Origin of the sequence: Shimia sediminis (genome assembly GCF_003990645.1) — a bacterium.
In the GTDB taxonomy this organism is placed as follows: domain Bacteria; phylum Pseudomonadota; class Alphaproteobacteria; order Rhodobacterales; family Rhodobacteraceae; genus Shimia; species Shimia sediminis.
Map to the genome: position 1 here is coordinate 77,209 of NZ_RYZK01000011.1, position 12,102 is coordinate 89,310.

The window sequence follows — 12,102 nt, forward strand, 5'->3', positions numbered from 1 at the left end:
GACCTACGGGATGCGGGATCAGCCGCCGATCTTGGCGTCGAGGATCGCTTTCAGATCAGAATAGCTCATGTTCGAGTGTTTTTCGCCATTGATGATCATCGTGGGGGTGCCGGAAATATCGTGGGTTTTCAGGTTCTTTTCCGACCACGCCACCAGTGCCTTGGCCTTGTCTTCGTCCTGCATGCAGGCATTGATCTGCTCTTCACCGAGACCCGCGAGGCGGCCCACCTTGCGTAGTTCACCCGAGATGGTCGCCGGATCGCCTGACCCGGCCCAGTCCTTCTGACCCTTCATCAAGAGGTCGGTCATGCCCCAGAAACGCTCTTCTCCGCCGCAGCGGGCGACCATCGAGGCCCAGAGACCAACGCGGTCGAAATAGACATCGCGGAACACGACCTTGACCTTGCCGGTGTCGACATAGTCAGCCTTGAGCGGTTTCAGCACCGCCTCGTGGAAGCTGGCGCAATGCGGGCAGGTGAACGAGGCATATTCGATCAGCTCGACCGGGGCATTGGGGTCGCCCATGACCATCTCGATGACACCCGAGGTGTCAGTAGTGGTGTCAACGTCGCCCGAGGATGTCACCTGGGTTTGGTCGGTTGGCGTGTCGCCGCCCTGGGTCAGATACCAAGCGCCGCCAGCCACAATGGCCAGGACGACAACAATGATGGGAATGAGACGGTTCATGCGGAAACCTTTCTTAGCGGTTCGTTTTGTTCAGAACATTTGCGGCCAGACGTTCAAGCGCCTGTCGCAGGTCGGGATCTTCGGTTGAGCGCGCCATGTCGGCGGCTTCGGCCTGGATTTCTGGCGAGGGCGTCTTGTCCTCGGGTTTTTTCTTGTGGGCAAAGACCGCCTGACCCTCGGCAAAGCCGGTGGCGGCGGTCTGGGTGATGCGCAGGCGGGCGATGGCGTTATAGCCGTAAACCGCGTTGACCTTGGCGCGCAGCGTTTCCTTTTGCATTTCCAGCATCGGTGCCTGCGGGCCGGTGGTCAGCACGGTGAGCGTGGCGCCAAAGCCCTGACGGCCATAGCTGACATCCACCGGCTGGCAGATGGTGGCGATGTCCTGGCCGACGATCTCGGCCCAATGGGTCAGCACACGCGACACCGCGAATCCCCGGCTTTCCCCGGCCTTGCGGATGTTCTCGCGCAAGAGGCTGGAGGTGCGGGCAAAGCCTTTGGTGGTGGATCGGCGCATTGCTGTCTTGCATCCTTGGTACGCGCGCTATTTTAGTGTGCCAAAAGCGCTGCGCCAGCGAAACCGACCCGAGGGGGGAATAAAACTTGCGTGATGAGGCCAAACCCGGGGAGTTGCTGGAGTGGTATGACCGCCACGCGCGGGTGATGCCGTGGCGTGTGGGGCCAGAAGAGCGGCAGGCCGGTGTGAGGCCGGACCCCTATCGGATCTGGATGTCCGAGATCATGTTGCAGCAGACCACGGTGGCTGCGGTTAAGGAATACTTTCAGCGGTTCACGGCGCTTTGGCCAACGGTTGAGGCGCTGGCCGGGGCCGAAGACGCGCGGGTCATGGGGGAATGGGCGGGCCTTGGGTATTATGCCCGCGCGCGGAACCTGTTGAAGTGCGCGCGGGTCGTGACGGAAGAACTGAACGGCGTGTTTCCCGAGACGGTCGAAGAGCTGCGCAAGCTGCCGGGCATTGGACCCTATACGGCCGGAGCGATTTCCGCGATTGCCTTTGACCGGCGTGCGGTTGTTGTGGATGGCAATGTCGAACGGGTGATGGCGCGGCTGTTTGACATTCACACGCCCCTGCCCGCCGCCAAGCCGGAACTGACAGAACGCGCCGAGGCGCTGACGCCCGAGATGCGACCCGGAGATTATGCCCAAGGGGTTATGGACCTCGGGGCGACGATCTGCACGCCGCGCAACCCGGCCTGTGGGATTTGTCCGTGGCGCGCGCCCTGTATGGCACGCCAGACCGGAACCGCAGCAGAGCTGCCCAAGAAAACCCCGAAAAAGCCCAAGCCTGTGCGGTTTGGCACCGCTTATATCGCGCGCCGGGTCGATGGGGCCCTGTTGCTGGAGCGGCGACCGGACAAGGGGCTGCTTGGCGGGATGCTGGGCTGGCCGGGGTCCGAATGGGCCGAAGGCGAGACCCCTGCCCATGACGCGCCGATCCGCGCAGAATGGAAAACGCTGAATGGCGAAGCGCGCCATACGTTCACGCATTTTCATCTGCGGCTGACTGTAAAGACCGCCCTCGTGCCGATGGAGCGCGCACCGAAACGTGGCGAGTTTGTCGAAGCGCAACGCTTTTCCAGCGAGGATTTGCCTACCGTGATGCGCAAGGTGTTTGATCTGGGCAAAGCAACCTAGAATCACGTTGCAGAAACGGATGATCCGACTCAGAATAGCGCCGCGCAAAGACCTCAGGAGGGTACCATGATCCCGTCGTCCCAAGTCGCGAAATTGCAGAGCGCATTGCCGTTCTGGATGACGCTGTTGCTGATCCCGTTGATCTGGATTGTCGCCGGGCTGGGCGGATGGTGGGTGCTCTTGGTGCCTGCATCTACGTGGTATCTGTTTTCGATTCTGGATGGGGTGCTGGGGCTGAATACTGAGAATGCCGATCCTGAGACCACGGACGACGACCTGTACTGGTATCGGTTTGTCACGATGATCTGGCCGATTGTGCAGTTCGTCACGCTGTTTGGCCTGATCTACTATGCCACGCACACCGACCACCTGTCGGTGGCGGCCAAGATCGGGCTGTTCTTTGGCGTTGGCGTGGTCACCGGCACGGTGGGGATCGTTTACAGCCACGAGCTGTTGCACCAGTCGAACAAGACCGAGCGCCGGCTGGCAGATCTGCTCTTGGCGATGGTGCTCTATTCACATTTCCGCACCGAACATCTGCATGTGCATCACCCCCATGTGGGCACGCCGCGCGATCCGGTGACGGCGCGCTACAACGAAGGATTCCATCGGTTTTTCCCGCGCGTTCTGATCGGTTGCTGGCGATCCGCCTTTCGGGCCGAAAAAGAGCGGCTTGCCAGGAAAGACCTGCCCTGGACCGACATGTCCAACCCGTTCTGGCGGTATTGGGCGTTGCAGGCAGCAATGCTGGTGCTGGCCGTTGTGGTGGGCGGCTGGGCCGGGTTCTTTTTGTTCATCTGGCAGGCCTATGTCGCGGTGTGGCAGCTGGAACTGACCAATTACGTCGAACATTACGGGCTGACCCGAAAGCATCTGGGTGAGGGCAAATACGAACACGTCAAACCACATCATTCATGGAATGCGGCGCATAAGGCGTCAAACTGGCTGCTGATCAACCTGCAGCGCCACTCGGATCACCACTATAAGCCGAGTCGCCGGTTCCCGCTGTTGCAGAACTATACCGAGGACGAGGCGCCGCAGCTGCCCTATGGTTATCCGATCATGACCATGGCGGCGATGGTGCCGCCTGTGTGGAAGCGCATCATGAACCCACGGGTGAAAAGGTGGCGGGGAATGTATTATCCTGAGATCACCGACTGGCACCCCTATAACAAGGCGCTGAACCCGGAGCCGGGGTCTGGATCGGCAGGGTGATAGCTGCGCAACAGGGATTGCATCGAGAGTGCCCGCTTTGACGGCACTGTCGCGTGGTCGAAAGCCCAATGGAGTAAAGAATGAGACTTGCGAATACCGTCACGGCCATGCTGGTTTCAGCCAGCCTGATTTTCTTCACATCCGGAGACGCCTTGGCAAAGGACAACAAGCCCAAGAAATCCAAAGCAGGTAGCGGCGCCAGTATTCAAATTCAGGACAAACCTGGAAATGGACCCAAAGCCGTACCACCGGGTCAGATCAAACGCTATACGCGTGGGGCCAAGCTGCCTGCGGATCTGAGGTTTACGGAGATCAAGGATCTCTCAAAGTGGAAACTGAAGGCACCCGGAAAAGGCAACCGTTACATTCGGATTGATAATGACATTCTGGAAGTGACAGACGATTTTTCGACGGTCGTTGACGCGATTGGTATCGTTGGCGATTTGGCGAAGTAACGAATGCACCATTGGGCCAGGATTGGGTGATGCGGAGTGCAAAACTCATGGGCGTTGGTAGGTCGGACATATTTGTCCGACCTACGGGTCAGGCGATATTCTGGTTCTCGGGGCGCTCGAACGCCCAGACTGTCAGCTTTTCCTCAACCCCGCGAATGTCCTGATCGTCGAACCGCAACAATCCGTCGAGGCATTTGTCGCCGCCCTCTTGCAGCACTTCGTTGCGCATGTTGTCTGAAATGACCAGTCGGGCATTGAGACCACGGGTCAGCGCCTCGAGCCGCGAGGCGATGTTGACGGTGTTGCCAACCACCGCAAACTCCAGCCGGTTGGCACCGATGTCGGCGAGAACCGCAGGGCCATAGTGCGCACCAAAGCCCACGCGCAGGGGCGGTTGGCCGCGCGCGATACGGTCGGTGTTCCATTCGTCCAGAACGTCCATCATGGCGCGCACACAGGCCAGGGCGTTCTGGGCGTCATGCTCGGTCGGCTCGGGTGTGCCGAAGGTCACCATCAACCCATCACCAAGGTATTTGTCGAGCGTCCCGCCGTGGCTGAACACCTCTTTCTCAAGCAGCCCATGGAATTCGCGCAGCGTTTCGATCACCTCTTCGGGGCGGCGCGCGGCGGCGAACTCGGTAAAGCCGACGATGTCGATGAACAGCACCGCGATCTTGTGGCTGCGGATCTTTTTCAGTGGTTCGTCATTGGTCGAGAGCGCCTCGACCACGTTGGGAGAAAAGTAGCGCGACAGGTTGGTGCGTTCGCGTTCAAGCGCGGCGTTTGAGCGGAGTAGTGTATCAAAGCGCCGCATCGACACGGCCAGCGTCAGCGCAATGATCATGAACAGCGCGATTTCCTGAATGCGGCGATCGATCTGGTAGCTGTTGGGATCAAGAAGATACGCTATTGCCGGGTGATCCGGAAAGGCCTCGACCATGGCTTCGCTCAGGCCCGGTGTTGGTTCGATGACCCAGATCGACAATGACAGCCCCACGATCCACATGGCCGAGGTCCAGGTGCCGATGGCAATCAGGGTGCGCCAGGAATAGGCGAGCGTTCCGCTTGCCAGGATGATGAAAAAGTATTGGAAGTTGTCAAAGCGATACTGCATGGCATGAGGCCACGAGTGATCGCTGAGAGGGTTTGGTCCCACCATACCAACGGTCATGATCAGCAGGTCGGCAAAGATCAGGGCCAGCTCGGCACGGGATTGGCCGACTTTGGCAACGCGGCGCATGATCCAGCCATTGATCGCCAACAGGGCCAGGATGAATTCGTAGTACAAAACATCGGGCCATGGCGCGATAAACAGGATGAGAATCGCGACGGCCGCCAGCGCGAACCAGCGCGCGCGCAAGGCCAACTCCTGACCCTGCTGCTTGTGCCGCTGAATGGTGGCTTCGGTGTAGCGGTATTCAGGGCTGTCTTTGTCCGGGAGATCGTCATCCCGGCGACGACGAAAGATGGACAGGATGGAGTTGTCGGCCATGGGTGAGGGCCCTTCGATAAAGATTTGTACCCTACATAGTGCCACAGAGGTGAAATAGAAGACAAAAAAGCCCCGCCAAGGTGCGGCGGGGCAAGGTGTAGGTGCCATGTGTAAGTCAGGCCACAGGCACCCGGCGGTATTCTTGGGTCTTACGAGGTATTCAGTTCGGGCGGTCGGCCATTTCGGCGCGGATCTGCTGGCGCAGCACGTCGATGGGCACCTTTTTGCCGTCTTGTTTGAAGCACCAGTAGGTCCAGCCATTGCAGCTGGGCGCGCCCTCGAGGTGGGCGCCGACCTGGTGGATCGATCCCTTGATGTCATCGCCGATCAGGGTGCCGTCTGCACGGACCTTTGCCTTGTGGCGTTTGTTCATCGAGTAAAGCTCTTCGCCGGGGCGCAGCATGCCGCGTTCAACCAGCTGGCCAAAGGGCACGCGGGGCTCAGCACGTTTGCTGACCGAGACCTGCAGGGCCTCGCGGTCGAATTTGCGGGTGTTTTTGAGACGCTTGAGGGCGACCTTGCGATAGGCCTCTTCCCGTTCGATCCCGATAAAGTCGCGGCCCAGCATCTTGGCCACTGCGCCGGTGGTTCCGGTGCCAAAGAACGGATCAAGCACCACGTCGCCGGGATTGGTCGATCCGACCAGCACACGGTGCAACAGGCTTTCGGGTTTCTGGGTCGGATGCGCCTTGTCGCCGTTTTCGTCCTTGAGACGTTCATGGCCGGTGCAAATGGGCAGAACCCAGTCGCTGCGCATCTGGATGCCTTCGTTCAGCGCCTTGAGGGCTTCGTAGTTGAAGGTGTATTTGGCGCCTTCTTCTTTCGAGGCCCAGATCATGGTTTCATGCGCGTTGGTGAAACGCTTGCCGCGAAAGTTGGGCATCGGGTTGGATTTGCGCCAGACAACGTCATTGAGAATCCAGAAGCCCTGGTTCTGCAACTCGGCCCCAAGGCGGAAGATGTTGTGATACGAGCCGATCACCCAGATCGCACCATTGGGTTTCAACAGGCGGCGGGCGGCTTTTAGCCATTCACGAGAGAACTTGTCATAGGCCTTGAAGCTGGCGAACTGGTCCCATTCGTCATCGACCGCATCCACCTTGGAATTGTCGGGACGGTGCAGGTCACCGCGCAGCTGCAGGTTATAGGGCGGATCCGCAAAGATCAGGTCGATCGAATTTGCGGGCAGACTGTTCATCATTTCGATGCAGTCACCGTCCAGAATCGTGTTCAGAGGGAGCGCTTTCGCGCCCTTTGCTTTGGTCTTTGTCGTCATATTCTGCCTCGTTACCCGGCGCAATTTTTTACGCTCTTTGGTTAAGACAAAGATGAGTCAAAGCTGACTCGCCGTCAATTTCTTTTTTGAATCAGTAGGTTACATTTTACTCTTGATACAAGATATTGTGCACCGGCTTGAACGAACGTCTATGGTGTGGGGTTACCCCAAGATTTTGCAGCGCCGCTTTGTGGCTTTTTGAAGGATATCCGGCGTTGGTCTCCCAGCCGTAGCCGGGGAACTGTTGCGCCAAATCCCACATCAGCCTGTCACGACATATTTTCGCCACAATTGAGGCCGCCGAAATCGACACTGATTTGCTGTCGCCTTTGACAATCGCCTCGCTGGAAAGGGTCAAACCACGCGGGATCATGTTGCCGTCGATAAGCAAGTGATCGGGCGGTGAGGAGAGACCGGCCACGGCGCGCTCCATGGCAAGGTGACTGGCGCGCAGGATGTTGATGTCGTCAATCTCGTCGACCGTGGCATGAGCGATGGAGACGTCGGCCACATCAAAGATCACATCATAGAGGGCTTCTCGTTTTTTCGCGCTGAGCACTTTGGAGTCATTCAGGCCCTCGGGGATATTGGCCGGGTCCAGCACCACGGCAGCGGCGGTCACCGGGCCGGCGATGGGTCCGCGCCCAACCTCGTCGACACCGGCGATGCGTTGAAATCCATTTTGATGGGCGAGGGCTTCATAAGAATAGTCTGGTCCGGTCATGTCCCCCATCAACAGGATGCGCCGGTCTCGTGCAACCAAAAACCCCGGGCAGCGGAACTGCCCGGGGCGGGGAAGAGAAGGCATGAGATGGACGCTCATTCTGCTCGGGCCTTCTCAATCCGTGAGTGGTTAGTATTGCGCCAGGCGGAAGCCATGTTTGCGCACGCAACGCGGTTTGTAGCCATGGCGGACACCGTTGCGCGTGCGCACTTTGGTCTCGCACCGCTCGGGCAGGCGATGCACGTGGCGGTAATGGCGGTTCAGGCAGCGCTGACCCAGCAGGCGCACGGTATCGCCGCGACGGCTCTCGACATACTTGAGGCAATGCGCCGGAATCGGTTTGGCCTTGCGGGCGCGGTCGGGCAGGGGGCGTGGGCGCAGGTCGGGGCGATAAGCAGGCGGGTACTCATGAGAGTTGGTGCTGACGCGGGGGCGATCTTTCTTGACGGTCTGCGACAGAGCATAAATCGCGGCAGCGCCCATGATGAGTTTGACAAAGTCGTCGTCGGCGCGGGCCGGGGCCGAAGAAACGGCGGTGACGGTCATGGCAGCGGCAACGATGGTGGCGATGAACTTGCGGGACATGAGAGTTTCCTTTCGGGTCGGGACTGTTTCGAACTGAGTTCAGCAGAGTTGCCAAACGGGATGACCCAACCCTGGCCCCGACCCCGAAAGACAGGCAATAACGGCGCCGTGTTATCGGATAGCAGTGCCCAAAACCCATTGGTGTTATTGAATATCATGCGAATTGCGCGCAGATTGGATGCCATGAAACACATGCGTGCCATAACCCTTGCCGTCTGTATGTCGGCCCTTGCTGCGCCGGTTTTCGCCGAGCAGTGTTTTGCCGACTACAAGGCCAAGAAGGACAATCCGTTGCGCCTGCATTATGGTGTGGCGGAGTTGTATCAGGGCTGTTCCAAGAAATCGGCCAAGTCCGAGATCAAAGCCCGGATTTCTGCTGATGGCTGGAAGCTGTTGAACGTGCTTTCGGTCTTTGGCCCCGAAGGACTTGCCGGAAAGGAATCCAGTGCCGGACAATTCTATCTCCGCTATTGAGGCGCGCCGCCATGGCGGGCGTGTGGTTGGCTTTGGGATTGCGGCCATTGTCGCGATTCTGGCGGCTGTGGCGGTTGTGCTGCTGCTGACCCTGCCCGACGCCAATGCGTTCAATGCGCGGGTCGAACTGTTGTTCATGGAGAATGACGACCTGACCAGTCAGGCGGAAATCAAGCTGTTGGAAATCCTCGCCCAGTCGGGCACGGCATTCTCGGACACGCTGGCCAGCTATCGGTTCGTGATCTTCGTGCTCTTGGTCTTTGCCAGCGCCATGCTGATCGCCGCGGTGATCTTTCTGGTAATGCTGATCGTCATGAACCGTCGTATGGCGGCGATCGAACGGTCGGGGATTCAAGTGAACTCGCTGTTGATCAGCCGCGAGGAAAAGGCCGTGTATCTGAACAACATGGGTTTCAAGCTGACCGATGCGGCGATGGAGACGCTGTCGGTATTGGCCGAGGCGCGCATGGATGACGACATGCTGAGCGGTGTGCAGATCGAGGCGATGATCTCGGGGCGCAGCGAGGCCGATTGTGAAGAAGCCGCCGGTGCGACACGCATCAAGCGGCTGCGCGACAGTCTGGGCAACCAGCTGGTCAGCGAGTTGCTGGTCAAGAATATCGCGCGCAAGGGCTATATGCTGGCGATTGACAAGGACGTCATTCGCGTTCTCTGATGGCCTGACGGGGCAGTCGGAGCAGACATATGGCATGGCCATCCAACAGGGGTGTGAGCAAGGAGCAGCTTGCCGACTGGCAAGCGCGGTTTCGCGAAAGCGATGCGGCTGCGGGGATTGAGGTCACCGAGGATTTCGAGCCCTTCAACCAGATCAACGACATGTTCACGCGGGCATTCTGGGATGACAGCGTCAAAAGCAAGCACACCGAGGCGTTCTTTGAGAGTTACCGGATGCAGGCGAGCTATCGCAAAGGCGATGGGTTCCGGCAAAAGGACTTTGCCCTGCGCAATGCCAGCTGGCTGATCTCGGATGTGATCTCGGACCGGGCGGCGCATGAAGGGCGACGCGAGGGGTTTCAGGCCCCGATTGCCACTGACACGCCGGTGGCTGAAAGCAAGGCTGAGATCGAAGACGCCGGATTGATGGCGGATGAGATCAAACGGATTGCCAGGTTCTTTGGCGCTGACTTGGTGGGCATCACCGAGATGGATGAACGCTGGCTGTATTCGGCGCGTGTGGACGTGCGGGACTTTTCCGAGGCCCCGAACGATCTGCCCGAGGGGATCACCTCGGTCATTGTGCTGGGGCATCAGATGGAACGCGAGCTGGTGGCGACCTATCCCAGTGCCTTGGCGGGCGCCGCGACGGGCCGCGAATACAGCCACGAGGCCGCGATTGTCATGCAGCTGTCGGCCTATATCCGTAACCTCGGGTACGAGGCTGTGGGGTCGATGAACGACACCGGGCTGGTGATCCCCTATGCGGTCAAGGCGGGTTTGGGCGAATATGCCCGCAACCAGATGGTCATCACGCCCGAGTTTGGGCCAAGGCTGCGGTTTTCCAAGATCTTTACCTCGCTGCCGCTGACCCATGATCGCCCGCAAAAGCTGGGGGTGACCGAGTTTTGCAACATCTGCACCAAATGCGCTGATGGCTGCCCGGCCAAGGCGCTGCCGTGGGGGCCGCCGGAAACCTCGAACGACGACCAATCCGCCATTAGCGGGGTCCGGAAATGGACCTCGGACGCCAAGGCCTGTTTCGGCTATTGGGCCAAGCTGAGATCAGACTGTGCGATTTGCATGCGGGTGTGTCCGTTCAACCGCGATTTCAGCCGTTGGCAGGACCGGCTGTGGCTGCGGCTGGCGTTAAGCCCGTGGCGCAAGCTGGCGTTGTGGTGGGACAAGAAACGGCCACAGGATGCGCGGACCAAGCCTTCGGACTGGTGGGCCGGCAAGGAAAGTTAAGGCGCTGGCCCTTGGCATGTCCTGTTTGAAGCCACATCTTTGAAAGCAACGGACATGCGACAAGGACGAAGTCATGAGCCAACATCCGCGCGACTTTACGCAGGATTACGCCATTCGGGTCGAACCTCTGGGCGGCGTGGTACGCGCCTGGATCGGGGATACACTGATCGCGGAAACAACCCGCGCGCAGGTGATGTATGAAACCCGCCTGCCCCCGGCGATCTATTTTCCCCGCGAGGATGTGTTGGTCGACCTGTCCGAGCCGACAGAGTTAAAGACCTTTTGCCCGTTCAAAGGCACGGCGCGGTATCGCGACCTGAGCAGCGGTGAAGACACGATCACCAACGCCGTCTGGAGCTATGACAATCCCTTGCCCGAGAGCATGGAGATTGCCGGGCATGTCGGGTTTTCCCAAGGCACCGCTGTACGGGTGGATCTGGGAGAGATTACGCTGAACCCACCGATGGAGGGGTCCATCAGCGCGCCATTGGTCGACTGGCTGCTGCGCACGGCTCCTTTTCTGGCAACACCAGAAGATTTTTCCAAGGCGCTTGCCGAGCAGTTGCTGATCAACGGCATCGCCGTTTCGCGCATCAGTGTCATGATGTGGTCTCTGCACCCCTCGATCGCCGGACGCCACTATATCTGGAACAAGGGTCAGGACGAGCTGACCACGATGTTGCCGTCTTATGAAATCTTCGATCATCCGGCCTTTGTAAACAGTCCGCTGTATCACGTGTCGCAAGGCCGGGGTGGTGTGCGCCAGAAGATTGGCGTGGATTACGAGGACAACAGCTTTCCCATCATCGAAGACCTGCGCAAGGAAGGGGCGACCGATTATGTCGCCATGCCGCTGTTCTTTTCTGACGGCACGGTGAACGTGTTGACCATGACCAGCGATCATCCGGATGGGTTCACCACGGGCAATCTGGGGCTGGTGTTTGAATGCAGCTTCATGATCAGCCGGATATTCGAGGTGTTTACCCTGCGCGATACGGCCCAGGGGGTTCTGGAGACCTATGTCGGCAAACGCACCGGCGCGCGGGTTCTGGGCGGCGAAATTCGCCGTGGGGACGGGGATGAGATCGACGCCGCCATCATGTTCTGCGATTTGCGATCCTCTTCACGGCTGGTCGAAGACCTTGGCCAGGCGGCCTATATCGAGATGCTGAATGCGTTTTTCGACACGGTGACTGATTGCATTCAGGACCACGGTGGAGAGGTGCTGAAGTTCATTGGCGACGCTGTGCTGGCGGTCTTTCCTGATGAGGGGGACGCCGACAAGGCCCGGTCCGAGGCCATGGCAGCCGCCCGCGAGATCATCGCACGGCTCTTGGTGCTGCGAGAAGAAGGGCAGCCCTGTGATTGTTCGATTGGTCTGGCTTACGGGCGGGTGACCTATGGCAACATCGGATCGCGAGACAGGCTGGACTTTACCGTGATTGGCCACGCGGCCAATGTTTCGGCCCGGTTGGGAGATTACGGCAAAAAGGCCGGGTACCGGATCATTGCAAGCAGCGATTTCTCGACTGCGGACTGCCCGGGCACGCCGCTGGGTGACGTCGAGCTGCACAATGTACGCGAGGCGGTGCCGTGTTTTGGGGTGTCGGACTAGGGG

13 protein-coding genes are annotated in these 12,102 nt (G+C 59.3%); 7 read left to right on the plus strand and 6 right to left on the minus strand.

The genetic code is table 11. The annotated features are described in order from the left end of the window. Positions 1-18: 18 nt before the first annotated feature. Positions 19-687 carry a DsbA family protein gene (locus EK369_RS18390; RefSeq protein WP_127115728.1) on the minus strand — a complete coding sequence of 223 codons (669 nt, stop codon included), beginning with the start codon at positions 685-687 and terminating at the stop codon, positions 19-21. A 13-nt stretch (positions 688-700) separates the two neighbouring features. Next, positions 701-1,201 (minus strand): DUF721 domain-containing protein, encoded by a 501-nt coding sequence (locus EK369_RS18395; protein WP_127115729.1) that lies wholly within the window; start codon positions 1,199-1,201, stop codon positions 701-703. Between the two features lie 86 nt (positions 1,202-1,287). On the opposite strand from EK369_RS18395, the gene mutY reads away from it, so the two are divergent. From mutY to EK369_RS18410, 3 genes are all read left to right on the plus strand, one after another. Continuing rightward, positions 1,288-2,340, plus strand: coding sequence for an A/G-specific adenine glycosylase (mutY, locus tag EK369_RS18400; protein WP_127115730.1), 1,053 nt, complete (start codon positions 1,288-1,290; stop codon positions 2,338-2,340). A gap of 66 nt (positions 2,341-2,406) precedes the next feature. Further along, the gene (locus tag EK369_RS18405; protein ID WP_127115731.1) at positions 2,407-3,555 is read left to right on the plus strand and encodes an alkane 1-monooxygenase; all 1,149 of its coding nucleotides are present in this window, start codon (positions 2,407-2,409) and stop codon (positions 3,553-3,555) included. Between the two features lie 80 nt (positions 3,556-3,635). After that, positions 3,636-4,010, plus strand: coding sequence for a hypothetical protein (locus EK369_RS18410; RefSeq protein ID WP_127115732.1), 375 nt, complete (start codon positions 3,636-3,638; stop codon positions 4,008-4,010). 88 nt (positions 4,011-4,098) lie between these two features. Here EK369_RS18410 and EK369_RS18415 read toward each other — a convergent pair whose 3' ends face one another. The 4 genes from EK369_RS18415 to EK369_RS18430 all read right to left on the minus strand — a co-directional run bounded on the left by EK369_RS18415 (position 4,099) and on the right by EK369_RS18430 (position 8,087). Next, on the minus strand, positions 4,099-5,502 hold the full coding sequence (locus EK369_RS18415; protein ID WP_127115733.1) for an adenylate/guanylate cyclase domain-containing protein: 1,404 nt from the start codon (positions 5,500-5,502) through the stop codon (positions 4,099-4,101). 160 nt (positions 5,503-5,662) lie between these two features. Further along, positions 5,663-6,778, minus strand: a complete 1,116-nt coding sequence (locus EK369_RS18420; RefSeq protein ID WP_127115734.1) for a site-specific DNA-methyltransferase — start codon at positions 6,776-6,778, stop codon at positions 5,663-5,665. 106 nt (positions 6,779-6,884) lie between these two features. Next, a complete protein-coding gene (gene rnhB / locus EK369_RS18425; protein WP_127115775.1) occupies positions 6,885-7,502 on the minus strand; it encodes a ribonuclease HII in 618 nt (205 codons plus the stop codon). 129 nt (positions 7,503-7,631) lie between these two features. Further along, complete coding sequence (locus tag EK369_RS18430; protein WP_127115735.1) at positions 7,632-8,087, minus strand: hypothetical protein; 456 nt, start codon at positions 8,085-8,087, stop codon at positions 7,632-7,634. 183 nt (positions 8,088-8,270) lie between these two features. Between EK369_RS18430 and EK369_RS18435 the strand changes: the two genes are divergently transcribed. From EK369_RS18435 to EK369_RS18450, 4 genes are all read left to right on the plus strand, one after another. Next, complete coding sequence (locus EK369_RS18435) at positions 8,271-8,561, plus strand: hypothetical protein (RefSeq protein ID WP_127115736.1); 291 nt, start codon at positions 8,271-8,273, stop codon at positions 8,559-8,561. After that, positions 8,533-9,237 carry a winged helix-turn-helix domain-containing protein gene (locus tag EK369_RS18440; protein ID WP_127115737.1) on the plus strand — a complete coding sequence of 235 codons (705 nt, stop codon included), beginning with the start codon at positions 8,533-8,535 and terminating at the stop codon, positions 9,235-9,237. The genes EK369_RS18435 and EK369_RS18440 overlap by 29 nt, the downstream gene beginning before the upstream one ends. Before the next feature lie 29 nt (positions 9,238-9,266). After that, positions 9,267-10,484 carry a 4Fe-4S double cluster binding domain-containing protein gene (locus EK369_RS18445; RefSeq protein ID WP_127115738.1) on the plus strand — a complete coding sequence of 406 codons (1,218 nt, stop codon included), beginning with the start codon at positions 9,267-9,269 and terminating at the stop codon, positions 10,482-10,484. A 73-nt stretch (positions 10,485-10,557) separates the two neighbouring features. Continuing rightward, positions 10,558-12,099 (plus strand): DUF427 domain-containing protein, encoded by a 1,542-nt coding sequence (locus EK369_RS18450; RefSeq protein ID WP_127115739.1) that lies wholly within the window; start codon positions 10,558-10,560, stop codon positions 12,097-12,099. Positions 12,100-12,102 lie beyond the last annotated feature (3 nt).

Bases quoted from the DNA above. Each gene is read 5' to 3' on its own strand.
- EK369_RS18390 (WP_127115728.1), bottom strand. From the start codon at position 687: ATGAACCGTCTCATTCCCATCATTGTTGTCGTCCTGGCCATTGTGGCT.
- EK369_RS18395 (WP_127115729.1), bottom strand. From the start codon at position 1,201: ATGCGCCGATCCACCACCAAAGGCTTTGCCCGCACCTCCAGCCTCTTG.
- EK369_RS18405 (WP_127115731.1), top strand. From the start codon at position 2,407: ATGATCCCGTCGTCCCAAGTCGCGAAATTGCAGAGCGCATTGCCGTTC.
- EK369_RS18410 (WP_127115732.1), top strand. From the start codon at position 3,636: ATGAGACTTGCGAATACCGTCACGGCCATGCTGGTTTCAGCCAGCCTG.
- EK369_RS18415 (WP_127115733.1), bottom strand. From the start codon at position 5,502: ATGGCCGACAACTCCATCCTGTCCATCTTTCGTCGTCGCCGGGATGAC.
- EK369_RS18420 (WP_127115734.1), bottom strand. From the start codon at position 6,778: ATGACGACAAAGACCAAAGCAAAGGGCGCGAAAGCGCTCCCTCTGAAC.
- rnhB (WP_127115775.1), bottom strand. From the start codon at position 7,502: ATGACCGGACCAGACTATTCTTATGAAGCCCTCGCCCATCAAAATGGA.
- EK369_RS18430 (WP_127115735.1), bottom strand. From the start codon at position 8,087: ATGTCCCGCAAGTTCATCGCCACCATCGTTGCCGCTGCCATGACCGTC.
- EK369_RS18435 (WP_127115736.1), top strand. From the start codon at position 8,271: ATGAAACACATGCGTGCCATAACCCTTGCCGTCTGTATGTCGGCCCTT.
- EK369_RS18445 (WP_127115738.1), top strand. From the start codon at position 9,267: ATGGCATGGCCATCCAACAGGGGTGTGAGCAAGGAGCAGCTTGCCGAC.
- EK369_RS18450 (WP_127115739.1), top strand. From the start codon at position 10,558: ATGAGCCAACATCCGCGCGACTTTACGCAGGATTACGCCATTCGGGTC.